This is a genomic window from Pseudonocardia halophobica, from assembly GCF_050948485.1.
GTDB classification, from domain to species: Bacteria; Actinomycetota; Actinomycetes; order Mycobacteriales; family Pseudonocardiaceae; genus Pseudonocardia; species Pseudonocardia halophobica.
Map to the genome: position 1 here is coordinate 1,661,032 of NZ_CP192046.1, position 25,780 is coordinate 1,686,811.

Annotated in this window: 24 protein-coding genes and 2 tRNA genes; 12 read left to right on the forward strand and 14 right to left on the reverse strand. The window is 76.4% G+C overall.

Annotated features, from left to right (window positions below; translation table 11 throughout):
* The first annotated feature begins 60 nt into the window (after positions 1-60).
* A complete protein-coding gene (locus ACQP04_RS08070; RefSeq protein ID WP_433506431.1) occupies positions 61-738 on the forward strand; it encodes a TVP38/TMEM64 family protein in 678 nt (225 codons plus the stop codon).
* Positions 739-784: 46 nt separating this feature from the next.
* On the opposite strand, the gene ACQP04_RS08075 is transcribed toward ACQP04_RS08070, so the two are convergent.
* The 3 genes from ACQP04_RS08075 to bcp form a co-directional block, all read right to left on the reverse strand.
* A tRNA-Leu gene (locus ACQP04_RS08075) sits at positions 785-858 on the reverse strand.
* Positions 849-1,214 (reverse strand): HNH endonuclease, encoded by a 366-nt coding sequence (locus ACQP04_RS08080; RefSeq protein WP_433506432.1) that lies wholly within the window; start codon positions 1,212-1,214, stop codon positions 849-851. Before ACQP04_RS08080 ends, ACQP04_RS08075 begins: the two co-directional genes overlap by 10 nt.
* A 355-nt stretch (positions 1,215-1,569) precedes the next feature.
* A complete protein-coding gene (gene bcp, locus ACQP04_RS08085) occupies positions 1,570-2,037 on the reverse strand; it encodes a thioredoxin-dependent thiol peroxidase (RefSeq protein ID WP_433506433.1) in 468 nt (155 codons plus the stop codon).
* Between the two features lie 114 nt (positions 2,038-2,151).
* Between bcp and ACQP04_RS08090 the strand changes: the two genes are divergently transcribed.
* Positions 2,152-2,373, forward strand: coding sequence for a DUF3618 domain-containing protein (locus ACQP04_RS08090; protein WP_037050206.1), 222 nt, complete (start codon positions 2,152-2,154; stop codon positions 2,371-2,373).
* 33 nt (positions 2,374-2,406) lie between these two features.
* Here ACQP04_RS08090 and ACQP04_RS08095 read toward each other — a convergent pair whose 3' ends face one another.
* The 4 genes from ACQP04_RS08095 to ACQP04_RS08110 form a co-directional block, all read right to left on the reverse strand.
* Complete coding sequence (locus tag ACQP04_RS08095; RefSeq protein ID WP_433506434.1) at positions 2,407-3,624, reverse strand: NAD(P)/FAD-dependent oxidoreductase; 1,218 nt, start codon at positions 3,622-3,624, stop codon at positions 2,407-2,409.
* 110 nt (positions 3,625-3,734) lie between these two features.
* Complete coding sequence (locus tag ACQP04_RS08100) at positions 3,735-4,514, reverse strand: SigB/SigF/SigG family RNA polymerase sigma factor (protein ID WP_037050089.1); 780 nt, start codon at positions 4,512-4,514, stop codon at positions 3,735-3,737.
* Positions 4,511-4,948 carry an ATP-binding protein gene (locus ACQP04_RS08105; protein ID WP_433506435.1) on the reverse strand — a complete coding sequence of 146 codons (438 nt, stop codon included), beginning with the start codon at positions 4,946-4,948 and terminating at the stop codon, positions 4,511-4,513. Before ACQP04_RS08105 ends, ACQP04_RS08100 begins: the two co-directional genes overlap by 4 nt.
* 72 nt (positions 4,949-5,020) lie before the next feature.
* Positions 5,021-5,452, reverse strand: a complete 432-nt coding sequence (locus ACQP04_RS08110; RefSeq protein ID WP_433506436.1) for an STAS domain-containing protein — start codon at positions 5,450-5,452, stop codon at positions 5,021-5,023.
* A 142-nt stretch (positions 5,453-5,594) separates the two neighbouring features.
* On the opposite strand from ACQP04_RS08110, the gene ACQP04_RS08115 reads away from it, so the two are divergent.
* Together ACQP04_RS08115 and ACQP04_RS08120 are read left to right on the forward strand one after the other, a co-directional pair.
* Positions 5,595-7,838 (forward strand): SpoIIE family protein phosphatase, encoded by a 2,244-nt coding sequence (locus ACQP04_RS08115; RefSeq protein WP_433506437.1) that lies wholly within the window; start codon positions 5,595-5,597, stop codon positions 7,836-7,838.
* Positions 7,839-8,069: 231 nt separating this feature from the next.
* Complete coding sequence (locus ACQP04_RS08120) at positions 8,070-8,669, forward strand: hypothetical protein (RefSeq protein ID WP_433506438.1); 600 nt, start codon at positions 8,070-8,072, stop codon at positions 8,667-8,669.
* Positions 8,670-8,852: 183 nt separating this feature from the next.
* Here the strand turns inward: ACQP04_RS08120 and ACQP04_RS08125 are convergent, their stop codons facing one another.
* The 5 genes from ACQP04_RS08125 to ACQP04_RS08145 form a co-directional block, all read right to left on the reverse strand.
* Positions 8,853-9,158, reverse strand: coding sequence for a WhiB family transcriptional regulator (locus tag ACQP04_RS08125; RefSeq protein ID WP_037050093.1), 306 nt, complete (start codon positions 9,156-9,158; stop codon positions 8,853-8,855).
* Positions 9,159-9,435: 277 nt separating this feature from the next.
* A complete protein-coding gene (locus ACQP04_RS08130; protein ID WP_051737928.1) occupies positions 9,436-9,831 on the reverse strand; it encodes an STAS domain-containing protein in 396 nt (131 codons plus the stop codon).
* Between the two features lie 109 nt (positions 9,832-9,940).
* Positions 9,941-11,755: a selenocysteine-specific translation elongation factor gene (selB, locus tag ACQP04_RS08135; RefSeq protein WP_433506439.1), complete on the reverse strand. Its 1,815-nt coding sequence runs from the start codon at positions 11,753-11,755 to the stop codon at positions 9,941-9,943.
* Positions 11,756-11,757: 2 nt separating this feature from the next.
* Positions 11,758-13,113, reverse strand: coding sequence for an L-seryl-tRNA(Sec) selenium transferase (selA, locus tag ACQP04_RS08140; RefSeq protein WP_433506440.1), 1,356 nt, complete (start codon positions 13,111-13,113; stop codon positions 11,758-11,760).
* 21 nt (positions 13,114-13,134) lie between these two features.
* Complete coding sequence (locus tag ACQP04_RS08145; protein WP_433506441.1) at positions 13,135-14,166, reverse strand: hypothetical protein; 1,032 nt, start codon at positions 14,164-14,166, stop codon at positions 13,135-13,137.
* Positions 14,167-14,269: 103 nt separating this feature from the next.
* Between ACQP04_RS08145 and selD the strand changes: the two genes are divergently transcribed.
* Entirely contained in the window at positions 14,270-15,313 is a 1,044-nt protein-coding gene (gene selD / locus ACQP04_RS08150) for a selenide, water dikinase SelD (protein ID WP_433506442.1), read from the forward strand.
* A gap of 5 nt (positions 15,314-15,318) precedes the next feature.
* Here the strand turns inward: selD and ACQP04_RS08155 are convergent.
* Together ACQP04_RS08155 and ACQP04_RS08160 are read right to left on the reverse strand one after the other, a co-directional pair.
* Positions 15,319-15,414, reverse strand: a tRNA-Sec gene (locus ACQP04_RS08155).
* Between the two features lie 9 nt (positions 15,415-15,423).
* On the reverse strand, positions 15,424-15,813 hold the full coding sequence (locus tag ACQP04_RS08160; RefSeq protein ID WP_433506443.1) for an STAS domain-containing protein: 390 nt from the start codon (positions 15,811-15,813) through the stop codon (positions 15,424-15,426).
* Positions 15,814-16,022: 209 nt separating this feature from the next.
* On the opposite strand from ACQP04_RS08160, the gene ACQP04_RS08165 reads away from it, so the two are divergent.
* From ACQP04_RS08165 to ACQP04_RS08195, 7 genes are all read left to right on the forward strand, one after another.
* On the forward strand, positions 16,023-16,307 hold the full coding sequence (locus tag ACQP04_RS08165) for a DUF2795 domain-containing protein (RefSeq protein WP_433506444.1): 285 nt from the start codon (positions 16,023-16,025) through the stop codon (positions 16,305-16,307).
* Between the two features lie 57 nt (positions 16,308-16,364).
* Complete coding sequence (locus ACQP04_RS08170) at positions 16,365-17,051, forward strand: alpha/beta hydrolase (RefSeq protein WP_433506445.1); 687 nt, start codon at positions 16,365-16,367, stop codon at positions 17,049-17,051.
* 545 nt (positions 17,052-17,596) lie between these two features.
* Positions 17,597-18,349, forward strand: a complete 753-nt coding sequence (locus tag ACQP04_RS08175) for an alternative oxidase (protein WP_433506446.1) — start codon at positions 17,597-17,599, stop codon at positions 18,347-18,349.
* Between the two features lie 157 nt (positions 18,350-18,506).
* On the forward strand, positions 18,507-19,289 hold the full coding sequence (locus ACQP04_RS08180) for an ABC transporter ATP-binding protein (RefSeq protein ID WP_433506447.1): 783 nt from the start codon (positions 18,507-18,509) through the stop codon (positions 19,287-19,289).
* Complete coding sequence (locus tag ACQP04_RS08185) at positions 19,286-21,001, forward strand: sensor histidine kinase (protein ID WP_433506448.1); 1,716 nt, start codon at positions 19,286-19,288, stop codon at positions 20,999-21,001. Before ACQP04_RS08180 ends, ACQP04_RS08185 begins: the two co-directional genes overlap by 4 nt.
* A gap of 3 nt (positions 21,002-21,004) precedes the next feature.
* The gene (locus tag ACQP04_RS08190; protein WP_433506449.1) at positions 21,005-23,383 is read left to right on the forward strand and encodes an FtsX-like permease family protein; all 2,379 of its coding nucleotides are present in this window, start codon (positions 21,005-21,007) and stop codon (positions 23,381-23,383) included.
* Positions 23,383-25,764 (forward strand): FtsX-like permease family protein, encoded by a 2,382-nt coding sequence (locus ACQP04_RS08195; protein ID WP_433506450.1) that lies wholly within the window; start codon positions 23,383-23,385, stop codon positions 25,762-25,764. Before ACQP04_RS08190 ends, ACQP04_RS08195 begins: the two co-directional genes overlap by 1 nt.
* Positions 25,765-25,780 lie beyond the last annotated feature (16 nt).

The window sequence follows — 25,780 nt, forward strand, 5'->3', positions numbered from 1 at the left end:
CGGCGGCGGCCGTCCGGGTGTGACGACGGGCGGGGCACCGTGGTCGGTACCGTCGCGGGAGTGAAGTGGTGGCGTCCCGTGCTGGCCGGGCTCGGCGTGGTGGCACTGGTCGCCGTGGTGCTGGTGGTGGCGCGGGTCTACGGGGTGCCGGGCGTCGCGGACCTGCGGCGGCTGACCGCGGAGGCGGGCCCCTGGGCGCCGCTGCTGTTCCTGGGGCTGCAGGCGGGGCTGTGCGTGGCGCCGGTGCCGCGGACGGTGTTCACGCTCGCGGCCGGCGTGCTGTTCGGCTCCGCGGTCGGGTTGGTGGTCACGTTGGCCGCGACCACCCTGGCGGGCGTGCTCGCCTACTTTCTCGTGCGCGCGACGGGCGGGGCGCTCGTGGAGCGGTACGTGCGCGGATCGGCGGTGACCTGGGTGCGCCGGCGCCTCGACCATCACGGCACGCTCGCCGTGACCTCGATGCGGCTGGTCCCGTTGGTGCCCTTCGCCGCGCTCAACTACGTGTGCGGGCTGTCCAGGGTGCGGTTCGTGCCGTACCTGCTCGGGACAGTCGTGGGGATCATCCCGGGGACGGTCGCGATCGTGGTGCTGGGCGACGCGGTCAGCGGACGGCCCTCGCCCGCGCTCGTCGCGGTGTCGGTGGTGTGCGGGCTGGTCGGGCTCGCGGGGATCGGGGTGGCGGCCCGGAAGCCCGTCCCGGAGGAGGTTCCGAGCGAGGAGACGCAGGTGGCCCGCTGAGCCTCCGCTCGTTGGGCTTCACCACGTTGTCGCTGTTCAGTCGGGGTGCCGGCGGCGGGATTCGAACCCGCACTGTCATGATCCTAGGTCATGCGCCTCTGCCAGTTGGGCTACGCCGGCGTCTTCTTGTTCTTTCGTCCGCCCCACGTCTCCGTGATGGCGTGACAGGTGGGGCACAGGATACGGAGGTTCTCGAGGCGATTGTCGGTGTGGTCGCCATTGACATGATCGAGCTCGAGCGGCAGCGGTCGGCCGCGCCACTCGCGGAGGCCGCACTCCTCGCAGTGATCCGGTTTGAGCCCCGCCTTGATGAGGCGGCGGCGCAGATGACCGGTGGAGGTGTAGGTCGAGTTCTGGACCAGGATCTCGCCGAGGGGCGTGGGTCGACCCGCGGCGGGCACCTTCAGTCCCTTCGCCCAGGACTGCCCCGTGAAGTGCGAGGTGTCCAGGCCCAGCCGCCGGATGTGCCCCGACACGGCGCGGACATCCCGCCGTTGGGCGTGTAGCCGAGCCGCCGGAGCACCCCGTGCACCGTCACCTCGGCCCGCACCGCCTCGATCAGCTGCTCGTCGCTGTACCGCCGGCCGGTGCGCGCGAGCCGGCGGAGGCTCGTGGCAGATGCGAGGCGTCGAGCCCGAGCCGCGCGATGTGCCTCCGCAGCACGTCGTACTTCCCGGGCAGGATGCCCAGCTTCCGGCACGGCACACCTCCCTCAGCGTGCGGCTCGACGCCACCGCCTCGATCAGCTGCTCGTCCGTCCACCTGCGGGCTCTCGGCATGATCCGAACGTAGCGAACATGCGTTCGAGTCCGCTCGAGTTGTCCACAGGGGTCAGATCTTGAGGTCCCGACGGAGCTTGGCGACGTGGCCGGTGGCGCGGACGTTGTACAGCGCGGCCTCGATCCTGCCCTCCTCGTCGACGAGGAAGGTGGAGCGGATCACGCCGGTGACCGTCTTGCCGTACATGGTCTTCTCGCCGAAGGCGCCCCACTCCTCGAGGACCTTCCGGTCCGGGTCGGAGAGCAGCGGGAAGGTGAGGCCCTCCTTGTCCCGGAACGTGGCGAGCTTGGTCGGCTTGTCCGGGGAGATGCCCAGGACGTCGACGCCGGCGTCGTTGAGCTCGGCGAGGTTGTCCCGGAAGTCGCACGCCTCCTTGGTGCAGCCGGGCGTGGACGCGGCCGGGTAGAAGTACACGATGACCTTGCGGCCGCGCAGGTCGGACAGTGAGACCGGCTTGTCGTCGGCGTCGGGCAGCGTGAAGTCCGGGGCGGCGTCTCCCGGCGCGAGGCGTGTCGTCATACCCCGATCCTGTCAGTTCCCCCCGACACCGGGACGCCCGCCGGGCCCGGCCGGGACCGCTCGTCTACGGTGTGGCCGAGTCAGAGTCCGATGACGAGCACCGAGGAGTGTGTCGTGGCCCGCGACCCCGAGAGCATCCAGAGCGAGATCGAGAAGACGCGGGACGCGCTCGCCGACAGCCTGGACGCGCTGACCGACCGCGCGAACCCGAAGCGCTTCGTCGACTCGGGCAAGCAGCAGATCGCGATCAAGCTCGAGGACCCGAAGATCCGCTACGCGCTGATCGGCGTCGGCGCGGTCCTCGCCCTGGCCGTGCTGAAGAAGCTGTTCTCCTGACGGGTCCGGGGGCCACCCGGGCCCCCGGCACCCTCATCGTCGCAGCGAGGCGGCGAACTCCAGCGCCTGCGCCCGGTCGGCCTCGGCGAGCAGCAGCGCGCGGTAGCGCGCGATGTAGCGGGCCGCGCCGAAGCCGGCCACCGCGACCAGCCGGTCGCCCCGCAGGTACCCGACGACGGTGCCCTTCACCGCACCGCCGGAGAGCCCCTCGCCGTGCAGCGGCACGATCCCGTCGGCGAGATCGGGTCGCCCGATCAGCTGGATCTTGAGCCCGAACTGGTCCGACCAGAAGTAGGGGACCGTGGCGGGCGGGGCCTCGGTGCCGGTGATCGCCCGGGCGACGATCGTGGCCTGGTCGGCCGTGGAGGTCCAGTGCTCGTGCCGGTGGCGGCCGCCCTGCGCCGGGTAGTCCCAGGCGGCGGCGTCGCCCACCGCCCACACGCCGTCGAGCCCGAGCACGCGGCCCTGCGCGTCGCACGGGATCCCGTCGGTCAGGTCGAGCCCGGCGTCGGCGAGCCAGCCGAGGTCCGGCCGCCCGCCGATCCCGACGAGCGCGACGTCCGCCTCGATCCGCGACCCGTCGGCCAGCTCGACGGCCACGCCGGCGCCGGAGGGCTCGACGAAGCCGGTGAGCGCCACGCCCGTCCGCAGGTCCACGCCGCCCTCGCGGATCAGCCGCGCGGCGAGTGCGCCGACCTCCGCGCCCAGGCCGCGCACCAGCGGCACCGGTGCGGCCTCGACCATCGTGACCTGCACGCCCTTGTTGATCGCGGTGCTGGCGACCTCGGCGCCGATGAAGCCCGCGCCGACCACGAGCAGGGTCGACGCCTTGTCGAGCTCGTCGCGCAGGGTCAGGGCGTCGTCGAGGGTCCGGAGGGTGTGGACGCCCTCGGGCTGGCCGGGCAGCCGGCGCGCCTCGACGCCGGGGGCGAGCACGATCGCGTCGGCGGTGAGCACCGCGCCGTCGGCCAGCTCGACCTCACCGGGCCGCAGCGCGACGGCGCGCAGCCCCAGGTACATCCGGACGCCGAGGTCCTCGAGCGCGGCCTCCTCCTTCAGCGCCAGCCGCTCGGCCTCCCAGTCGCCGGCGAGGAGCTGCTTGGACAGCGGCGGGCGGTCGTAGGGCGGGTGCGCCTCCGCGCCGACGAGGCTGATCCGGCCCTCGTAGCCGGCCTGGCGCAGCTGCTCCACGGTCCGGATGCCGCCGAGGCCCGCCCCGACGACCAGTACGTGCTCCGGCCCACCGCTCAACGTCCACGCTCCTGTCCCCGGCGACTTGCGACGCGGCCATCCTGGCCGACGCGCCCGGCCGCTGTCTCGGGGCCCGCACGGTCTGTTGCGCGGCCCACACCGCCGGGTGATCAGCCGGTGCGCGTGTCCGGGTCGAGCCGGGACCGGAGCCGGTCGAGGGTCTGGGCGAGCAGCCGCGAGACGTGCATCTGCGAGATGCCGACCTGCTCGGCGATCTGGGTCTGGGTCATGTTCCCGAAGAACCGGAGCATGACGATGGTGCGCTCGCGCTCGGCCAGCTCGCCGAGCACGGGCCGCAGGGCCTGCCGGTGGTCGACGCGGTCCAGCTCCGCGTCGGCGGCGCCGACCAGCTCGCCGACGGTGGCGCTGCCCTGCTCGGAGGAGAGCATCTCGTCGAGCGACGAGCTGCGGTAGGCCTCGGAGGCCTCCAGGCCCTCGAGGACCTCGGCGACCGGAACGCCGAGCTGCTCGGCGATCTCCGACGGCCGGGGCGCGCGGCCGAGCCGCTGGGACAGGTCCGACACCGCGGCGTTGATGGACACGTGCATGTCCTTGAGCCGCCGGGGCACCCGCATCGACCAGCCCTGGTCCCGGAAGTGCCGGCGGACCTCGCCGCTGATGGTCGGCACGGCGAAGGAGAAGAAGTCCGTGCCCTTCTCCGGCGAGTAGCGGTCCACGGCGTTGATGAGCCCGACGGTGGCGACCTGCACCAGGTCGTCGAGCGGCTCGCCGCGGTGGGCGAAGCGGCGGGCGATGTGCTGCGCGATCGGCAGGAAGCCGGTCACCAGCCGGTCGCGCAGCGCCTCGCGGCGGGGGTCGTCCTCGTCGAGCCCGGCGTACTCCGCCAGGAGCGGGGTCAGGTGACCGTACTCGGAGTCGGCCGCACTCACCGGGGGGCTGCGTCGGCGCGCTTGTGCAGGCGGATGCCCACGGTGCCGCTGCCGTTCGCCTCGAGCTCCACCTCGTCGGCCAGGGTCTGCAGGACCCGCCAGCCGAAGGTGTCCGTGGACACGGGGGTGGTCGCGTCGCCGGTGTCGACCTCGGCGTGGACGCGGATGAGCTCCTCGCGCACGTCGAAGGTGCACCGGAGGGAGGACCCCGGCACGGCGACGTCGACCAGGGTCGCGCACGCTTCGTCGACGGCCATCCGCAGGTCCGAGATGGCGTCCAGGTCGAAGTCCGCGCGGGCGGCGAGGTCCGAGGCGACGGCGCGGATGGTCGGGATCAGCGAGGCCGAGGCGCTGGTGCGCACCTCCACCACGGATCCCGGCGTCTCCACCGTCCCCGGGCCGTCTCCGGCGCCCACGGGATCCACTTCGGACACGCGACGTCTTCCCTTCGTCACGGACCCGCTCGGGCCCTCGATCCCCATCGTGCTACCCGGGGTGCGTTCTTATCAATCCGGTCGGCGTACTCGACCGGTGGAGCGGTCGCCGTCGACCCGGCCGAGGAGCTCGTCCAGACCCGGGAGCAGCGTGAACAGCCGGTCGGAACCGGTGACCTCGAGCGGCCGCGTGACCGCCCGCGAGCCGCCGAGCAGGTGCAGCGCGCGACCCTGCGCCTCCGCCCGGTGCGCGGCCCGGATGAGCACCGCCAGCCCGCTCGACGCCAGGAACCCGACGCCGTCGAGGTCGACCGCGGCGAGCGCGTCCGTCGGCTCCTGCTCGAGAAGCGCGCCGAGCGCCTCGCCGAGGGCCGGCGCGGTGAGCGTGTCCACCTCCCCGTCGACCACGAGGACGTGCACGCCCGGCGCGGGCCGGGTGAGGCTGGTGTCGAGGCCACCGGGACGGGACGGGCCACGCGAGGCGGGGGACGACAGTGCACTCACCTCCAGCGACGGCGTGCCCGCCCGGATCGCGGACAGGCGGGGACGCGAGACGGCTGCGGGCTCAACCGATCCCGGCGAACCCTACCCATCGGGCGGAGGCGGCCGGGGCGCGGGTGGGCGGGGACGCCATTACGCTCTTCGCGTGGAGACGACCGACCGGCGTGGGCTGGCCGAGGACCTGGGCCAGGAGGTGGCCCAGGGGGTCGCGGAGAGCGGCCTGCCCGGCGGCGCCGGCGAGCTGCCGCAGGTGCTCTACGACGCGCCCGCGGCCGTTCTGATGATCGACCTGGACGAGCGGCGCGTCGTCTACGCCAACGCGGCGGCCGTGGAGCTGACCGGCCACCGCGTCTCGCTGCCGGTCGACATCGACGCGTGGGGCGACGCGGCCGGCCTGACCGACCTCGGCGGCAAGCGGATGAGCGAGACGAGCTCGCCGCTGTCGCTCGTCGCGGCCGGCATCCCGGTCGCCGGGGAGCCGGTCGCGGTGCACGACGCCGCCCGCCGCGGCTCGACCGCCACCGAGGAGCAGCGCGAGGCCGCCGAGGGCCGGCTGCTGTGGGTCACGGGCTTCGTCCTGGGGCCGGGCGGGCTGGGCGACGCGGGGCAGCAGCTGCCGCTCCCCGAGGAGCTGCGGTCCCGGGCGCTGGTGGTGTTCCTGCAGCTCTCCGGCACCGAGCACGGCGACCGCCGGCGGCTGGAGGTGCTGCGCGACCGCGCGGTCGTCGCCACCGACATGTCCTTCACCATCACCGACCCGCGGCGCCCGGAGGACCCGCTGATCTGGGTCAACCCGTCGTTCACCCGGCTCACCGGGTACGCGGTGGAGGACGCGGTCGGCCGCAACTGCCGGTTCCTGCAGGGCCGCAACACCGACCCGGCGTCGATCGAGCGGATGCGCGCGGCGCTGCGCGCGCAGCAGCCGATCACCGAGGTGCTGCTGAACTACCGCAAGGACGGCACCGCGTTCTGGAACCAGGTGTCGATCTCGCCGGTGGTCGACGGCGCCGGGGACCTCGTCAACTTCGTCGGCGTGCAGAACGACGTCACCGAGCGGGTGCTCGTCGAGCAGGAGCGCCGGGCGGCGCTGGCCGACGCCGAGGAGGCCCGCAGCCAGCTGCGGATGCTCGCCGAGGCGACCACGCAGATGACCGAGACGCTGGGCGTCGAGGACGCGTGCCACGGCCTGGCCCGCCTGGTCGTGCCGCAGCTCGCGGACGTCTGCGCGGTGGACCTGCTCGACCGTCCGGGCTCCGGGCTCCTGCGCCGGGTCGCCGTGGCGGCCCGGGACCGGGCCGACGAGGACCGGATCGCGCGGATGGCCGGCCTGCGGGACCACCGCGTCGGCCGGGGCAGCACCACCGGGCACGTGCTGGCGTCGGGCGAGCCGGTGCTGCTGTCGGACCTGCCCGAGCACGGCGCCGACCGTTACGACGACGACCCGGACGCCGCCGAGCTCTACGACCGGCTGCGGATGCGGTCGGCGATCGTGGTGCCGCTGCGCGCCCGGGGCCGGGTGCTCGGCGCGCTGACGCTGGTCAGCCAGCACCCGTACGGCCGTCGCTACGGCCAGAAGGACCTGCACCTGGCCACCGACCTCGCCGGGCGGGTGGGGCTGACCGTCGACAACGCGCGGCTCTACGAGCGCGAGCACGCCGCCGCCGCGACCCTGCAGCACAGCCTGCTGCCGGCCGTCCCCGAGGTGGGTGGCCTGCAGCTGGCCGCGCGGTACCGGGTCGGCACGGACGGCAACCAGGTCGGCGGCGACTGGTACGACGTGCTGCCGCTGCCCGACGGGGCGGTCGGGATCGCGGTGGGCGACGTCGTCGGGCACGACCTGTCCGCCGCCGCGGCGATGGGACAGCTGCGCGGTGTGCTGCGTTCCTACGCGTGGGACGGCGGCCGCCCGGGCTCGGTGCTCGACCGCTGCGACCAGCTGGTGCAGGGGCTGGAGATGGCCTCGATGGCGACCGCGGTGTACGCGCGGCTCGAGCCGCCGGACGCCCTGGGCGACCGGGTCCTGCACTACGCCAACGCCGGGCACCCCGCCCCGCTGCTGCTCACCCGCGAGGGCGAGCTGCGCCGGCTCGACGAGCACCTCTCGCCGATGATCGGCGTCGTCCCGACGCTCGGCCGGGCCGGCGAGGAGGGCCGCACGGAGGCCACGCTGACGGTGCCCGCGGGCGGCCTGCTGCTGCTGTACACGGACGGTCTCACCGACATCGCGGGGGAGGACGCCGACGAGCGCGCCGAGCTGCTCGAACGCACCCTGCGGGAGATCCCCGCGGACTCGTCGGCCGAGGCGGTCGTCGACCAGGTGCTGGCGGTGTGCGAGCCGCGCCACGTCCGGGACGACATCGCCGTGCTCGCCGTCCGGCTCGAGCGCTGAGGTCGGCCGGCCCGTCCCGCTCGTCCCGTGTTGACGACCGCTGCACCCGATCGGGGTAACCGACTGCCTGCCGCTGCCGCCCGCTCACGGACCCGCGCCGTCCGTTCGGCGTGCGGGGCAGCATTCGGGGACGCGAACAGGAAACGATGCCGTTGACACCGGTCGACAGGCCGGAGCGAGACGGTCGGCAACGGCGCCGATCGGGCAGGGGGCGAACGAAGAATGGTGGCGGTGCCGGACATCGAGGGCATCGGCACGCCCGCGCAGCGGCGCGGCGGGCCGTCCCCCGTCCCACCCGCGCGACGGCGGCTGGTGGCCGTCGCGGTGAGCCCCATGGAGCTGTTGCGGCCGGAGTCGGACCTCGCGCGCGTGGTCGCCGACGCCGGCCGGGTCGACCTGCTCCTCGCGCGGCCGGACGCGCCCGCGGTATCGGTGGTCCCGGCGCCCGCCCCGGCGCCGGTGTCGGTCCCCGCACAGCTCGATCTCGACGACCTCGACGACTACGAGGACGACGACTACGAGGACGACGACGAGGACGACGACGGGATCGCCGCCGCCGTCGAGGCGCTCGGGCTGCAGGACGTGCACGTCCACCGGCTCGGGCTGCCCGGCCGGGTCGGCACCACCGCCGAGGACGACCTGGTCGCCGCCCTCTCCGAGCTCGTCGGCTTCGACCCCGAGCCGGGCGTGTACTGCGTGGCCCCGCTGCCCTCGCCGGCGGACCCGGAGCGGACGACGGTCGTGGCCGCCGTCCAGCGGGTGGTGCGGGTCTACGGGCTGCCGCTGCTGCGCTACCGATGTCTCGAGCTCAGCGTGGTGGGCGACGCCTAGCACGGCCTTGTCCGGGCTCCGACGGCTGCGGCCCCGGCGCATCCTCCGACACACCGAAGGGGCGGTCCCGGATGATTCCGGGACCGCCCCTTCGGTGTGTCGGTCCTCTCGCGGCCGCCGACGACGCGGGAGGGACGCCTCGGCCGGCGGAGCCTCAGCCGGCGGACGCTGGGCCGGGGAGGCTCAGCTCGCGGAGACCAGGCGCTTCTGCTGGTCGCGGCGCTCGAGGAGCACGCGGCGCTCGGACTCGCCGAGGCCGCCCCACACGCCGAAGGGCTCGCGCGTCTCGAGCGCGAACTCGCGGCACATGTCCATCACCGGGCAACGCTGACACACTGCCTTCGCCTGGGCGGTCCGGCGGGCGCGGGAGGGGTTCCGCTCGCCGTCCGGGTGGAAGAAGACCGCGCTGTCCATGCCGCGGCACGCGCCCAGGCGCTGCCACTGCCAGGCGTGGTCCATGGGCCCAGGGAGGCGGGAAACGTCGCTCACTCGGCTCACCTTCGCTCTCGTCGGAGGGCCCGACCACGTGCCGGGCGATCTGCCGCGGCGTTCCCCAAGGTCTCCACGGCCAAACGCCGGATGAGTCGGAACACAGTGGAGAGAGCGAAGTCGTCCGGGCGCGGACGACCGGACCGGACACCGGCCGGAGTGGACCCGGTGGGTGTCCTTGCAGCTCAGAGCGGCCGTGGAGGATCCCGCGATCGGCGCGGGTCCGCACGTCGACACACCATGATTGTGACCCTCGTCACAACGGTGGCGGGTAGGCTCAGGTGGCCTCGAGGGCCTGCTCGACGGTGTCGTGGATGTCGAACATCGGGACCAGACCGGCGATCGAGAGCGGACGCAGCACACGGCGGCCCGTGCAGGCGAGCCGGAGCTCCACCCCGGCCTGGTGCGCAGCCTCCCGCACCTCGATCAGCACCGCGAGACCGCTGGTGCCGAGGAAGGTGACGCCGTCGAGCGCCAGCACGACGAGCTGGGCACCGTCGGACAGCTGACCGAGCACGACCGAGCGCAGCTGCGGGGAGGTCAGCATGTCGACCTCGCCGCCGACCTCGACGACGACCTGCCCGTCGCCCGCGGGCCGCGTGGAGACGGTGATCTGGTCGTCCGACTCGCCGCGGCGAACCGCGGCGCCGGAGGCGTCGTGCGTGTGCTGCATTGGCGGAACGGTAAGGGCTGCCGGACCTCACTGCCACTCGGAGCGCGACCGCTGTGGCCCGCGGCTGAAGGCGGCGCGGCGAACGGTCCCCGAGGGGCGGCGAGAGCACTCAGCGCAGCTCGTGGTGGCTGTCGTCGGGGCGCCGGGTGTGCCCGGTCCGGCCGAGCAGCTCGAGCAGCGGGACGGCGACGCGGCGGCTGGTCCCGAGCGCCTGCCGCGCCTCGCTGAGCGTGAACACCGGGCCGATGGTCCGCAGCACCTCGACCGCCCGGTCCGGGGCGTCCGGCAGCAGCACCACGCCGCGCGCGAGCTCCACCAGCTCGCCCGCCCGGACGAGCGCCGCGAGCTCCTTCGTGCCGAGGCCGAGCTGCGCGAGCCGGTCGGCGTCGGGGGCCGCGAAGGGGTCCCCCGCGAGGTCGTGGCGCAGGGTCGCGAGCGCCTCCCGGACCGCGGCCGGGAGGGCGTGGGCCCGGTCGAGCCGGACGCGGCCGTCGCGCAGCACGAGCGGGACCCCGCCGCCGTCGGCCGGCCTCGACGCGGCGGCGAGGACCGCGGGCAGCAGCGCGGCGTCGGGCAGGCCGGCGGCGCGGCGGGCGGCCTCCGTCGTGAGCCCCGGGTCGAGCGGCTCGGCGGCGTCGTGGGCCTCGACGGCCGCGGCGAGGTCGGCGACCGCCCGGACGGCCCGCGCGGGGTCGACCAGCCAGCCGTGGGCCGCGGGCACGCGGAGAGCCGCGACCTCCGTGGGTGGCACCCCCATCGCGACCAGGTCCGCGGCCCGCACGACGCCGCGCCGGGCCACCTCTCCGGCCGCGGTGCCGAAGCCGGGGGCGGCGAGCTCGTCCGCCCGGCGCCGGGCGGCGCCGCGCCTGGCCAGCACGGGCGGCCGGACGTCCAGCACCACCGCCCCGGCGAGGACCGCGCGCCGGCCGGGGTCGCGCAGCACCGCCCGGTCGCCGGTGCGCAGCGGCAGCGGGTGGTCCAGCCGCAGCCGGGCGTGGTGGGGGCCGAGCGGGCGCACACGGACCCCGGTCGCGGCTGCGCCCGTGTGCAGCATCAGGGTTCCGGGCAGCTCGACGGGCGCGTCGGGATCCACCCCGCCGCCCGGCGCCCGCAGCCGGACGTCGACGTCGCTCGCGGTGAGCCACGCGCCGGGGGTGAGCAGGGCGTCCCCGCGCCGTACGGCCTCCTTCGGCAGCCCGCGCAGGTTCACCGCCACCCGTGCGACGCCGGTGACCTCCTCGCGCGGCTCGCCGAGGCTCTCCAGCCCGCGCACGCCGACCCGGCGGCCACCGAGCTCCAGCTCGTCGCCCAGCCGGATCCGGCCCGCGCCCAGCGTGCCGGTCACGACCGTCCCGGCGCCGCGGATGGTGAAGGCGCGGTCCACCCACAGCCGGACGTCGGCGGCGGGATCGGGTTCGGGCAGGCCGCCGACCAGCGCGTCGAGCGCGGCGCGGAGCTCGGGGATGCCCTCGCCGCGCGGCGCGCACACCGGAACGACCGGCAGCTCGCCGAGCGACGAGCGTGCCAGCGCCGCCAGGGCGTCCTCCCGCGCGGGCTCCGGGTCGAGCAGGTCGGAGCGGGTGATCACGAGCAGGCCGCGTTCCACGCCGAGGGCGTCGAGCGCGTCGAGGTGCTCGGCGGACTGGGGCATCCAGCCCTCGTCGGCGGCGACGACGATCATCGCCGCGGGGACCGGCCCGGCGCCGGCCAGCATCGTCGTGACGAAGCGTTCGTGGCCGGGCACGTCGACGAAGGCCAGGTCGGTGCCCGAGTCGAGGCGGGTCCAGGCGAACCCGAGGTCGATCGTCAGGCCGCGGCGGCGCTCTTCGGCCAGCCGGTCGGGCTCCATCCCGGTCAGGGCGCGGACCAGGGTGGACTTGCCGTGGTCGACGTGCCCCGCCGTCGCGATCACGCGGGCGGGCATCGTCAGGTCCCGGTCTGGGTGGCGGCGGCCGCGACGGCGGCGGCGAGGGCCTCGTCGTCGGCCGGGTCCAGGGCGCGCAGGTCCAGCAGGCAGCGCCCGCCCTCCAACCGGCCCAGGACGGCCGGGTCGCCGGCGCGCAGGGCCGCGGCGAACCGTTCCGGCAGCGCGACGGCGGCGCTCGGCAGCGTGACGCCCGGGGCGCCCCCGCCGCCGACGGTCGAGACGGAGTCGACGGCCTCGGCGAACCCACCAAGCTCCCCGGCGAGCCGCTCGGCCCGGCGCCGTAGGTCTTCGACGGAGGTCTCCAGCGCCGTCCGGACGGGCGTGCCGGGGCCGCGCAGCGTGGCCTCCAGCGCCGCGAGCGTGAGCTTGTCGACGCGCATCGCCCGGGCCAGCGGGAACCGGCGGACCTTCTCGACCAGCTCCGCGCCCGCGCCCGCGCCACCGAGGACCAGGCCCGCCTGCGGTCCGCCGAGGAGCTTGTCGCCGGACGCGGTGACCAACGTGGCGCCGCGGGCGAGCATGCCGGCGGCGTCCGGCTCGTCGGGCAGCAGCGGGTGCGGGGTGAGCAGCCCGGAGCCGATGTCGGCGACCACCGGCACGCCCAGCCCCGCCAGCTCCTCCGGGCCGACCTCGCTGGTGAAGCCGCTGACGGTGAAGTTCGAGGGGTGCACCTTGAGCACGAACCCGGTGTTCGGGACGATCGCGCGCGCGTAGTCGGCGAGGTGGGTGCGGTTGGTGGTGCCGACCTCGCGCAGCCGCGCGCCGGTCGACTCGAGCAGGTCGGGGATGCGGAAGCCGTCGCCGATCTCGACGAGCTCGCCGCGCGACACCACGATCTCCTTCCCGGCCGCGAGGGTCGCCGCGACGAGCGCGAGCGCGGCCGCGCCGTTGTTCGCGACGTGCGCGGCCGCAGCCCCGGGGACGGCCGCGAGCAGGGCGTCGATCACCCCGGCGCCGCGGCGGCCGCGGGTGCCGGTGGTGAGGTCCAGCTCGACGTCGCAGGTGCCGGCGGCGACCGCGAGGGCCTCCCGGGCGGCGGCGGAGAGCGGGGCGCGGCCGAGGTTGGTGTGCAGCAGCACGCCCGTCGCGTTGAGCACGGGACGCAGCCGGGTCGCGGTGCGCGGGAGGGCGGCGAGCGCGGCCTCGGCGACCTCGGCGGGCGGGATGGCACCCGCGCGGGCCTGCTGCTGGGCGTCGACGACCGCGCGCTTCACCAGCGCACGGCCCAGCCGGTGGATCGCCTCCGCCAGGCGCGGGTCGGCGAGCACCGCGTCCGTGCGCGGTACGGCGCGGCGCGGGTCGGGTGCGTCCGCGGGCGGGGGAGCGGTCGTGCCGCGGACCGGGGCGTCCGTCATGGGAAGAGCATGCCGTGCCCGTCAGCCGGAGCGCAGGGCGTGTCTGCTCTCCGTCGTCTGTTCGCGACGCTGTTCCGGGACGCGGACGGAGCCGCGGTCGGTCGGGCGGGCCGCTTCGGCTTCGAACAGGTCCGCCGTGCCGGGGGTGGGGGTCCACACCGCGGGGGCCGGCTCGTCGGACGGCTCACCGGTGGCGGGTTCGGTCTCGGCCGGCTCGGTGACGGCCTCGGGCTGCTCGACGGCCTCGGCCCGGTCGACGCCGGGCCCGGGCTGCTCGACGACGGCGGGCCCGGCGGTTCCGGCCTGCTCCGTCGTCTCATCGGCCTCCTCCGTCTCGTCGGCCGGGTCGGACTCGTCGACCGGGTCGGACTCGTCGACCGGGTCCGACTCGTCGACCGGGTCGGACTCGTCGGCCGGGTCGGACTCGTCGACGCGGACCGGCTCCTCGGCGTCGCCGGCGGTGACGTCCGGCGCGAGCGCCGCGTCGAGCCCGCGCAGCTCGGCGCCGACCGCGGCGTGCACCCTGGCCAGTTCGTCGCGCAGCGCGGCGCGCAGGCCGGCGAGCTCCTCCATCCGCTCGACGTGCTCGGCGACCCGCGCCGCCAGCTCGGCCCGCTCGGTGGCCACGGCCGCCCACTCGGCCTCGGCCTCGGCGCGGGCCTGCCCCGCGGCGGTGTGGGCGCGTTCCATCAGGTCGGTCGCCTCGCGGGTGGCGGTGGCGCGGGTCTCGGCGGCGTCGCGCTCCGCGGCGGCCCGGATGTCGGACGCCTCGCGCTCGGCGAGCCGCAGGACCTTCTCCGCGCGGAACCCGAAGCTCTGCGGGACCGTGGGCAGGCCCTCCGCGGGGGTGCCGGCCCGCAGGGTCCGCAGCTCCTCCGCGAGGCCCGCGGCGTGCTGCTCGGCCATGCGGCGCGCGTTCTCGGCGGCCTGGGCGCGCCGCTCCAGCTCGCGGACCAGCGCGTCGACCTGGTCGCGCGCGTAGCCGCGGCGCACGACCTCGAACGCGCCGGACCGGGTGACCGGGTCGGCGTCACGCTCCGGAACGGATGTCACGCCTCCAGAGTGTGACTCCCGTTGCGGACGATCTCCCTGCGGGGTCGGCCGGGTCGGTCAGTGGGAGCCCGCGTGCGACGGGCGGACGGGATACGGTCGGAGGATGACCGCGGGTTCCACCGAGCAGACGCGCAGGCTCACCCAGTTCAGCCACGGTGCGGGCTGCGGGTGCAAGATCGGGCCCGGCCGGCTCGCCGAGGTCCTCGCGGGCGTGACCCCGCCCAGTCACCCCGACCTGCTCGTCGGCACCGAGACGGGTGACGACGCCGCCGTCTGGCGGCTCGACGCCGACCGCGCGCTCGTCGCGACCACGGACTTCTTCACGCCGGTCGTCGACGACCCGCGGACCTGGGGCCGGATCGCCGCCACCAACGCCGTGTCCGACGTGTTCGCGATGGGCGGCCGGCCGCTCTTCGCCCTGAACATCGTGGCCTGGCCGTCGGAGACGCTGCCGCCGGCGATGCTGGCCGAGGTGCTGGAGGGCGGCGCCGACGCCGGCCGGGAGTGCGGGTTCGCCGTGGTCGGCGGGCACTCGATCGACGACCCGGAGCCCAAGTACGGGCTGGCCGTGGTCGGCGAGCTGCACCCGGACCGGATCCTCACCAACACCGGCCTGCGCCCGGGGGACGCCCTGGTGCTCACCAAGCCCCTCGGCGTCGGCATCGCCACCACGGCGGTCAAGGCGGGCACCGCGGGGGAGGACCTGCTCGCCCGCGCGGTCGACTCGATGTGCACGCCCAACGCCGCCGCCTCGGCCGCCGCGCTCGCCGCCGGGGCGACCGGCTGCACGGACGTCACGGGGTTCGGCCTGCTCGGTCACCTGCGCAAGATGGCGGCCGCCTCCGGGGTCGACGCCGAGATCGTCGTCGGCGACGTGCCGCTGCTCCCGGGCGTGCGGGAACTGGCCGAGGCCGGGACGGTCCCGGGCGGAACCCGCCGCAACCGGGACTGGGTGGCCGAGGTGCTGGACCTGGCGCCCGGTGTGACGGAGACGGACGTGCTGCTGCTCGCCGACGCGCAGACCTCGGGCGGGCTGCTGTTCGGCGCCGACCCGGAGCGGGCGGCGGCCACGGTGGCGGAGCTGCCCGGCGCCGCGGTCGTCGGACGGGTGCAGGAGGGGACCGGCCGGATTCGCATCAGCCGGTGAGGGCTTGGCGGAGGCGGACGGGAATCGAACCCGCCTGACCGAGGTGCTCGGCCACGTCGGTGTTGAAGACCGCGGGGGCCACCAGGCGCCCAGACGCCTCCCTGGCAGGCTCAGCCGGTGGGGCGCAGCGCGTCCGACACCCCGTCGGCCACCTCGAACAGCGCCAGCAGCCCGGTCGCCTCGAGCGCCCGGGTCACGATCCGCGACCCGCACACCAGCCGCAGCGTGTGGCCGCGCCGCTCCACCGCGTCCTTCGCCGCGACGAGCACGGCCAGCCCGGCGGACCCCAGGAAGGTCACCCCGGACAGGTCGAGGACGACCAGCGGGGCCTCGGGCAGCCGGGCGTCGAGCTCGGTGCGCAGCAGGGGTGCGGTCAACGTGTCGATCTCGCCGCGGACGTGCGCGACCAGGGACGCGCCGTCACCCTCGCCGGCCCGTTCGAAGCGGACGACGTCGTCGATCTCGACGCCGCCCTCGTCGGCGGGGGTCTCACTGCTCATTACGCACCGTGCTCCTCGACTTCCGCGGACGCGTGCTGCGGACTGTCGCGTCAACCGCCCGCCAACCCTACGGGGGCGCGCCTCGGCCGCACAACAGACGCCCCCTCGGGCGGGTCGCAGGGACGGCGGTGTTTGAAAACTGTGATGTGGGGCACTCTCCCGCGACGCGTCCCGGAGCCCCTCGCGGAGCGCGCCGACCAGGAGGAACCGTGTACCGACGGACGTCCCGCGCCGACCTGGCGCGCATCGGCCAGGTGCTGGCCGGACTGACCTACCCCGCGGCGAAGTGGCAGATCATCGCGCACGCCGACCACTACGGGGCGGACTCCGTGACCACCGCCCAGCTGTGGTCCCTGCCGATCGGGACCTACCCGGACCTGGCCGCCGTCGGGGTGGCCCTCGGACTGCTCCCCGACCCCCGCCCGGGCTACCGGCAGCAGCCCCGGGTCCAGGCCGCGGCCGTCGACCAGCCCCGCGGGAGCGTCGACATCTGACGCGGCGCCGCCTTTCGGCGGTTGCCGCCGCATGTGACGGGGACCACTCTCGATCCCATGACGACCTACGTCCTCGTCCACGGCGCCTTCGTCGGCGGCTGGTACTGGGACGAGGTCCGTTCCCGGCTGGAGAAGGCCGGGCACACCGTCGACGTCGTCCCCCAGCTGCCGAGCTGCGGGGCGGACCCCGCGCCCCTCGGCGATCTCGCCGGCGACGTCGAGGTGGTCCGGCAGCACGTGGAGTCGGCCGAGGAGCCGGTGGTGCTCGTCGGGCACTCGTACAGCGGCATGGTCGTCACCGAGCTCGCCGACCATCCCGACGTGGCGCACGGCGTGTACGTCTCCGCGGCCTGGCCGGCGCGCGGGGCGTCGCTGCTCGACCTGCTGGGCACCCTGCCGCCGCTGCCCTGGGTCGAGCCCGGCGAGGACGGCACGCTGCGGCCCGTCGACGACGTCGGCCTCCTCCACGAGTGGCTGTGCGCCGACGTCGAGCGGGAGCGGGCCGAGTCGTTGTTGCGGCGGGCACGCCCCCAGTCGATCGCCAGCTTCGCCACACCCAGCTCGGCGCCGGAACGGATGCACCCGGTGACCTATGTGATCTGCGAGGACGACGCGACCATCCCGATCGGGGCCCAGGAGGCGATGGCGGCGGCCGCCGACCACGTCGAGCGGCTGCCCTCGTCGCACGCCCCGATGTTCTCGATGCCCGACCGGCTCGCCGAGGTCCTCGGCCGGATCCGCTGAGCGGACGCCCCGCGCTGCGGCGGGCCGACGCACCGGAGGGTGGTGCTGGCAACACCGGACCGAGGTGTGGGTGCCGCGTGCGGTCGACCGGGCAGCACGGTCGTGCCGCGCCCCGGGCGACGACAGGGTTCCCCCGACCGCCCGGAACCCTCGCCGGGCCGACCCGGAGGAGCCGCATGCGCCCCGCCCCGACCCCCGCCGGCCTCGACCACGGGATCCCCGTGCAGATCGGGAGCGTGCCCGCCCCCCGCCGCCCCGCGCCCGCCACCCCGCCCCGTCCCCCCGCCGCTCTGCCCCCTTCCGTCGCCGGTACGAGCCGTCCCGCCCCTGCGCCCCGTCCCGCTCCTGCGCCCCGTCCCGCCTCTGCGCCCCGTCCGACCCCGGGCACGTCGCCCCGTCCCGCGCCGGGGCCGACGTCCCGGCCGCCCCACCCCGGCCCGTCCCGCCCGGGACACCCGCCGCACCCCGGGCACCCGCACCACGCCCTCCGCCGCCCCGGCCCCGGCCATCCCCTTCCGCGCCACCCCGGACCGCGGCCGCCGGCCGTGCACGATCCGCGTCCGGGCAGCGGAAGCCTCGACGTCCGACTCCTTCCCTCGCCGGACGGGGATCACGCGGACCGCCCGCTCACCGCCGCGGCCACCCCGCGCCTGGGCCGCCGCGCCCTGCGCCGCGAGCAGCTCGCCACCCTGGCCGCGCCCCGCCGCCGGTACTCGCTCCTCGCCCGGCTGCTGTTCGTGACCATGGACCTGCTGTACGGCCGCCGCCGGACGCTGGAGAAGTTCCAGGTGCTCGAGATCGTGGCGCGGATCCCATACCAGATCTGGGAGAACGCGGCCTACCGCCTGCTCACCCGCCGGCACCGGGACGGCGCCCTCGCCCGCCGCATCCACGAGCGGATCGAGGAGAACCGGGAGCAGCAGGACAACGAGCAGTGGCACCTGCTGATCGTCGGCGAGCTCGTCCGGGCGTCCGGCCGGAAGCCGGGCCGGGTGCGCTTCCGGGTGCTCCCGCTGCTGCTCGCGCTGTCCTACTACCACGTGGCCTGGCTGATGTTCGTGCTCGCGCCGCGCTGGAGCTACCGGCTCAACGCCGACTTCGAGGACCACGCCGAGCACGAGTACGCCGAGTACGTCACCGAGCACCCGGAGCTGGAGACGGTGCCGCACCGCTCCGCCTTCGCCGACCGCTACGGCGCCCACGCCACCGTCGCCGACCTGCTCCGCCAGATCGGGCACGACGAGCGGATGCACAAGGAGGAGTCCGAGCGCTACCTCGCCGAGGGCCGCCTGAGGTGATCGGACCGGGGTGACCCAGGGGAGGGCGTAACGCGGGCGCCGGGCGCGGCGACGACAGGCCGAGGGTGGTGCCAGTACCACCCCGCTCCGGCGTGCCAGCCGGTCTCTTCGCCGCGGGCCCTCCCGGCGCGGACCCGGCCCTCCCTAGGGTGAGCAGGTGACACAGCAGACCGAGTCCGCAGCCGGCGCAGGCGGTCGCGCCGGCGGCGCAGCGCCCGGCCCCGCCCTCGTCGTCCGCGGTCTGCGCAAGACCTACGAGGCCGGTACGGCCCCCGTGCGCGCCCTGCGCGGTGTCGACCTCAGCGTGCGCGCCGGCGAGTTCGTGGCGCTCATGGGTCCCTCGGGCTGCGGCAAGTCCACACTGCTGCACCTGCTCGCCGGCCTCGACCGCCCCGACGAGGGCACGATCTCTCTGGACGGCACCCGCATCGAGGAGCTCGGCGCCCAGCGGCTGGCCCGGCTGCGCCGCCGCAGCGTCGGCCTGGTCTTCCAGTTCTTCCACCTCATCGAGCACATGTCGGCGCTGGAGAACGTCTCGCTCGCCGCGCTCGTCGCCGGCGCGAAGCCCGCCGAGGCCACCGCCCGGGCCCGCGACCTGCTCGACCAGCTCGGCCTGCTCGACAAGGCCCGCGAGCTGCCCGCCGCGCTCTCCGGCGGCCAGCGCCAGCGGGTCGCGATCGCCCGCGCGCTTGCCAACCGCCCCACGCTCCTGCTGGCCGACGAGCCGACCGGCGCCCTGGACTCGGACGGCGCCGCCGAGGTCCTCGACCTCTTCCAGCGGCTGCACGCCCAGGGCCAGACGATCCTCATGGTCACGCACAGCCGCGAGGTCGCCGAGGGCGCGCAGCGGCTGGTCCGCATGCGCGACGGCCGCATCCTGGCCGACGGCGAGCCGTCCGGCCCGGTCGAGGTGCCCGCCGGGCTGCGGGTGGCCCGGTGAGCGACCGCACGCCGCTCCCGGCCGGCGCCGGGTTCCGCAGCCACCGCCGCGTCGGGATCGGGACGGGCCGACGCGCCCGCAGCTCCCTGCTGCTGTCCGGGCTCATCGGCGCGGCCGGGGTGATCGCGCCCGGCGTCGTCGTCGGGCTGCTGGGCGGCGGCCCGGCCTGGTGGGTCACCGGGCTGATCGCCGGGGTCGTGCTCGCGGTCGGGATCGCGCTGATGTTCAGCGCCACCGCCCGGCGCGCCAGCACCGCGGTGCTGGTCGGCGCGTCGGAGTTCGGCGGCCTGTCCGTGGCGGTCTGCTCCGGCCTGCTCGTCGTGCTGCTGGTGTTCGGGCGGATCCCGCTCGGGGCCGAACGTGCGCTGCTGAACCCCGCGCTGGTGGGGATGCTCGTCGTCGCGGTCGTGGCGGGCCCGCTCGGCCGCCGGGCCGCGCGCACCACCCGCGCCGCGCTGCAGGGCGTCCGCCGCTCGCCCGACGAGCTGCTCGCCGACTTCGCCGAACGGGCCGGCCGCGGCACCCCCGTCGACGACCTGCTCCGTCAGCTCGCCGAGACCATGCGGCAGGACTGGCGGCTGTCCCGCGTGCAGATCTGGGCCGACCGCGGCGACGCGCCCCGGAACCTGGCGCGCAGCCTCGTCGTCCCGCAGCCGGTCGAGCCGGGGCCGGAGCCGATCCCGCTCGACGCCGACGAGCTGGCCACGCTGCAGCGCGCCGGGGTCGCCGGGCCGGGCTGGCTGGAGCTCTGGCTCCCGCACCTGGTCGAGGAGGACGGGCCGGCCCGCCGCGGGCAGCTGCGGCTGGCCCCCGCGGTGCACGGCGGCGAGGTGCTCGCCCTCGTGGTGATCGAGCGGGACGCGGACGCCGACACCTTCGGCGAGGCGGACGAGCGGGCGCTGGCCGAGGTCGTCCGCCGGCTGGCGATCGTGCTGCGCAACCGCGCGCTCGACGAGGCGCTCCAGGCCACCCTGGCCGACCTGCGCCGCACCAACGCCGACCTGCAGGCCTCCCGCACCCGCCTCGTCGCGGCCGCGGACGCCGAGCGCCGCCGCATCGAGCGCGACCTGCACGACGGCGCCCAGCAGCACCTGGTCGCCCTCGCCGTGGGGCTGCGGCTCGTCCGCGACACCCTGACCTCGCCCGACGACCCCAACGCCGAGCTGCTCGACGAGCTCGACCGCGGCGTCCGCGACTCCATCCAGGCGCTGCGGGACCTGGCCCACGGCATCTACCCGCCGCTGCTGCGCGACGCCGGCCTGGGGGACGCGCTGCGGGCCGCGGCCAAGCGCAGCCCGCTCACCGTCGAGGTGCACGCCGACGGGGTCGGGCGGATGCCGGAGCAGGCCGAGGCCGCCGTGTACTTCTGCTGCCTCGAGGCGCTGCAGAACGCGGGCAAGCACGCCCCCGGCGCGCACGTCACGATCACGCTGCAGGTGGAGGCCGGCGCCGACGGCGACGAGCTCACCGTGGTCGTCGCCGACGACGGGCCGGGCTTCGACCCCGCCCGGGTCGCCGGCGGCGGCGGGCTGCAGAACATGGCGGACCGGCTCGGCGCGATCGGCGGCACCGTCGAGCTCGAGTCGGCGCCGGGCGAGGGCACGGTGCTCACCGGGCGCATCCCCGTCCCGGCCGCGGGGGCGAACGGCGCGCCGGCCCCTCGACCACCGGTCTCCCCGGTCGCGTCGCGCCCCGCACCCGTGGCGGGCTGAGCCGTGCCCGCGCGCGCGGCCGGCGCGCCGGGCCACCGGGGCGCGGTCCGGCTCGTCGCCCGCGCCGAGCTGCGGGAACGGCGCTGGAGCCTGCTCGCCCTCGGCGTGGTGCTCGGCCTGCTCGGCGGTGTGGTGCTGGGGGCGGTCGCGGTCGGCGAGCGCACCGCCACCGCCTACCCGCGGCTCGTCGAGGCCGTGCACCTCGACGACACCCGGCTGATCGTCCCGTCCGACCGGCCCGCGCTGATCGAGGCCCTGCCGACCCTGCCCGGCGTCGCCGACGCGTGGCTCACCGAGGCGTGGGTGGCGCAGGTCGACGGCCCGCAGGTGCGGTACATGTCGCTGGCCGCGGGCACCGCCCCGCACCCCGAGCTGGTCACCCCGGTGATCGTCGACGGGCGGGCGGTCGACCCGGCCGCGGCGGACGAGGTGGTGATCTCCGAGCGGGCGGCGGAGCACGGCATGGGCGTCGGCACGGTGCTGCCGCTGCGGATGCTGACCCTCGAGGACATGGCGCAGTTCGCCGTCGGGTTCACCCCGCACGGCCCGGCGACCACGGTGCGCGTCGTCGGCGTCGCCCGGATGCCGGGGTGGGGGCAGGCCCTGCCCGACGTCCTCGCGGGGCCCGGGTTCGCGCGGGCGCTGGCCGGGACGGGGATCGGCCACGCCGCCTACGTCCGGCTCGACCCGACGCCGGACGCCGGCGCCCGCTTCGACGCGGCCGTCGCCGAGCTGTCGGCCGCACAGCCGTCGATCGTCGGCGACTACCTCACGCCCGGGGTGGAGCACCCGCGCGCACCCGACCCCGCGGTGCACGCGGCCGAGCGGGCGCTGCTGATCGGCGTCGGGTTGTTCGCCCTGGTCGTGGGCCTGGGCGCCGTGCAGGTCGTCGGGCTCGGGCTGCTGCGGACCGCGGGCACGGCCCGCGCGGCCCGGTCGATCGAGTCCGCCCTCGGCATGACGGCGGCGCAGAGCGTGGCCGCCCGGGTCGCCGCGGCCGTCCCCGCGGCGGCGGTGACCGGGCTGCTCGGCGCCGGGGTCGTGGTGGCCGCCGGCGTCCTCGCGCCCCTCGGCAGCCAGGCCCGCTTCGAGCCGGAGCCGGGCTTCCGGCCGCAGTGGGCGCTCGCGGTGGCCGGCGGTGCCGCGCTCGGGGCGCTGTTCCTGCTGGTCATGGCGGTCGCCGCCACGTTCGCCTGGCGCCGCCGCGCGCTGGTCGTCCCCGAGCCGGCCGCGCCCCGGCCGGGCTCGCTCGCCGCCGCCGTCGGCGGTTCGCTGGGGCGGTGGCCCACCCTGCTGCTCGGCAGCAGGCTCGCTCAGGCGGGCACCCGGCGCGGCGTCCCGCCGGTGATCACGGTTCTCGCCGCCACGGCCGCGGTCGCCGGGATCGTCGCCACGGTGACGGTCGGGGCGAGCCTCGACCGGCTCGTCGCGAACCCGGACCGGTGGGCGGGCGGCGCCGACATCACGATCGCCGACAGCCGGGAACCCGACGTCCTCGCGCTCGTCGAGGACCCGCGGGTCGCGGCGCTGGCGATCACCGACACCTCGTACGCCCGGCTCGCCTCCGGCGACCCGCTCGGCATCGTCAGCATCACCGCCCGCAAGGGCGCCCCGCCCGTCGAGCTGGTGTCCGGGCGGCTGCCGGCCGCCCCGGACGAGGTCGCCGTCAACCCCCGGGTGGCCGCCGAGCGCGGGCTGTCCGCGGGGGAGCGGATCGACACGCTGGGGACGGACGGCGCCCCGCACCCGATGACCGTCGTCGGGATCGCGGTGGTGCCCAACGAGAACCACGGCCCGCTCGGCCAGGACCTCCTCGCCACCGGCGACGGGCTGCTCGCGGTGAGCCCCGACCGCACCTTCCCGCTGCTCACCACGCACGTCTACGCCCGGTCCGGCACGGCCGACGCGCTCGCCGCCGAGCTGGGCGGCCGGCTGGAGCTGTCCCCGCCGACCGTGCCCGAGGCGATCCGCAACCTCGGCGACCTCGGCCGGCTGCCGGACGTGCTCGCGGTGGTGCTCGCCGTCGTCGCCGGGACGGGGCTGGCGCACTCGCTGCTGGTCGGCGCCCGGCGGCTGGCGCGCGAGATGGCCGTGTTCTCCGTGCTCGGGGCCACCCCGGGCCAGGTGCGGACCACGCTCGGCGTGCTGGCCGCGTCGACCGCGGTGCCCGCCGTGCTGCTGGGCGTGCCGGTCGGGCTCGGCGTCGCCCGGCTGTTCTGGTGGCAGGTGGCGTCGACGATCGGGGTCGGCGGCGACATCGACGTGCCGGTCGGCCCGATCGCGCTGCTCATCGCGGCGGTGCCGCTCGGGGCCGCCCTGGTCGCGGCGGTCCCGGCGCTGCGGGCCCGCACCCCCGCGGTCTCCCCGTTGGCGGCCCTCTGATGAGCGGGGCGGGCTGGCACGGGATGCGGGCCGTCGCCCGGGCGGAGCTGCGCTCGGGGTTCCGTGCGCTGCTCGTCCTCGGCCTGATCGCCGGTGTGGTCGGCGGGCTCCTGCTCGGTGCCGCCGTGGTCGCGGACCGCACCGGCAGCGCCTACCCGCGCCTCGTCGAGCGCACCGGGCTCGACGACGCCCGCGCCTACCTCCCCGCCGACCTCCCCGAGGTCACGGCCGGCTTCGCCGGGCTGCCCGGCGTCGAGGAGAGCTGGACCGCCTACGCGTGGATCGCGCAGATCGCCGGGCCCACCCTGCAGTACACCTCGGTGATCGCCGGGCCCGAGCGGCCGGACGACCTGGTCACGCCGGTGATCGTCGCCGGGCGCGCGCCGCGCGTCGAGGCGGCCGACGAGCTGCTCGTCGGCGAACCCCTCGCCGCCGCGGCCGGGCTGCGCGTGGGCGACCGGATCACGCTGAAGATGCTGACCCTGCGCCAGGTCGCGCGGTTCGACGTCGGGTTCGGCGAGCCGGAGGGTGCCACCCGGCGGATGACGGTCGTCGGCATCGGGCGGATGCCGTCGTGGAACGGCCCCATCGGCGACTCCATGTCCACGCCCGCCTTCGCCGCGCAGAACGCCGGCGCCGCGGGTGGTCGCTCGGGGTTCGCGCGGCTCGCCTACACCGGCGACGCGGCGGCCGACGCCGCGCTGCGGGACCGGTTCGTCGCCTCCCTCGCCCGCAGCTACCAGGGCCAGCCGCGGCCGTTGATCGTCGGCAACTACGTCCCGGAGATCCCGGTCTTCCCGACCACGGACGCCGATCCCGCGGTCGCCGCGGCCGAACGCGTACTCGGCATCGGGCTGTGGGGGTTCGCCCTGGTCGTGGCGGTGGGCGGCTGCGTCGTCGTCGGGCAGGGGCTGGTGCGCCACCACGCCCGTGGCGCCGCCGACCAGCGGGTGGAGAACGCCCTGGGCATGACGACGGCCGAGCGCATCGGGGCCAGGGTGCTCGCCGCCGGCGTGGGCGCGGCCGCGGCGGCGGTCGTCGCGGCCGGTATGACGCTGGCCGCCGGCGCCATCGAACCCATCGGCAGCCAGGCCCGGTTCGAGCCCGACACCGGCTTCCGGCCCGTCTGGGGCACGATCGCCGGCGGCGGCGCGGTCGTCCTGCTCTGCTTCCTCGCCCTGGCGGCCGGCAGCGCAGCGCTGGCCGGGCGCGCCGCCGTCGCCCGGCCGCCGGCCGGCCGGCACCGGCCCGCCCGCTGGGCCGTGCGCTGGCCGCCGCTGTTCGTGGGGCTGCGGCTCGCCCTGCGCGGCCGCACGGTGCCCGGGACCATCGGCCTGCCCGCCGCGATCACCGCGACCGGGATCGCGGTGACGGTCGCCGGGATCGTCGCGTCGACCATGCTCGGCGCGAGCCTGCAGCGGCTCGTCGACACCCCCGCCCGGTACGGGTTCACCTCCGACCTCACGATCGCCGACGCCCGCGAACCGGACATGGCCGCGCTGGCCGCCGATCCCCGCGTCGCCGGGCTGACCGAGGTCGAGACCGGGCGGGTGACGATCGATCCGGCCCGGTCCCGGCAGATCGACGCCTACGCCCACGTGCTGCGCAAGGGCGACATCCCGGTCTCGCTGGTCGACGGCCGGATGCCGGCGGTGCCGGGGGAGGTGGCCGTCGGGGCGCGGGTGGCGGTGCGCGAGCAGCTCGGCCTCGGCGACTCCGTCGAGGTCACCTCGTCGGACGGGCGCACGGCCCGGCTCACCGTGACCGGCGTGGCCGTCCCGCAGCCCGAACGCGGCGCGCCGCTCGGCGAGGGCCTGCTGATGACGCCGGACCAGCTGCGCGAGCTCTTCCGGCAGCCGCTGGCGTCGGCGCACGTCCTGGCCGCGCCGGGGCAGGCGGGCGCGCTCTACGGCGACCTCGCGCAACGCCTCGAGGTGCACCTGCCGGGCATGCCGCCCGAGATCGACACCCTCGCCGGCCTGCTCCGGCTGCCCGAGATCCTGGCGACGCTGCTCGCCGCCGTCGCCGTGGCGGGGCTGGTCCACACGCTGATCAGCGCGGTCCGCCGGCACACCCGGGACGCCGCGCTGCTGTCCGTGCTGGGTGCGACGCCGGGGCAGGTGCGCGCCGCGCTCGGGGTCCTGGCCGGCACGACCGTGCTGCCCGGCGTCGCGTTCGGCGTGCTGCTCGGGCTGGGCGGCGGCCGGCTGCTGTGGTGGCAGGTGGCGAGCCAGACGGGCGTGGCGCCCGACGTCGCGGTGCCCGTCTGGCCGATTGCGCTGATCATCCCCGCGGTGCTGGTCGGGTCGCTGGTGCTCGGTGCGGTGCCGGCGGTGCGGATGGCCCGGGAGCCGGTGGCGGCGTCGCTCCGCGTCGGGTGAGTCCCCGGCCGTGGGC

Coding starts and splice junctions, on each gene's coding strand:
- ACQP04_RS08130 (WP_051737928.1), bottom strand. CDS start 9,831: ATGCAGCACACGCACGACGCCTCCGGCGCCGCGGTTCGCCGCGGCGAG.
- ACQP04_RS08195 (WP_433506450.1), top strand. CDS start 23,383: ATGAGCGGGGCGGGCTGGCACGGGATGCGGGCCGTCGCCCGGGCGGAG.
- bcp (WP_433506433.1), bottom strand. CDS start 2,037: ATGACGACACGCCTCGCGCCGGGAGACGCCGCCCCGGACTTCACGCTG.
- selA (WP_433506440.1), bottom strand. CDS start 13,113: ATGACGGACGCCCCGGTCCGCGGCACGACCGCTCCCCCGCCCGCGGAC.
- selB (WP_433506439.1), bottom strand. CDS start 11,755: ATGCCCGCCCGCGTGATCGCGACGGCGGGGCACGTCGACCACGGCAAG.
- ACQP04_RS08170 (WP_433506445.1), top strand. CDS start 16,365: ATGACGACCTACGTCCTCGTCCACGGCGCCTTCGTCGGCGGCTGGTAC.
- selD (WP_433506442.1), top strand. CDS start 14,270: ATGACCGCGGGTTCCACCGAGCAGACGCGCAGGCTCACCCAGTTCAGC.
- ACQP04_RS08160 (WP_433506443.1), bottom strand. CDS start 15,813: ATGAGCAGTGAGACCCCCGCCGACGAGGGCGGCGTCGAGATCGACGAC.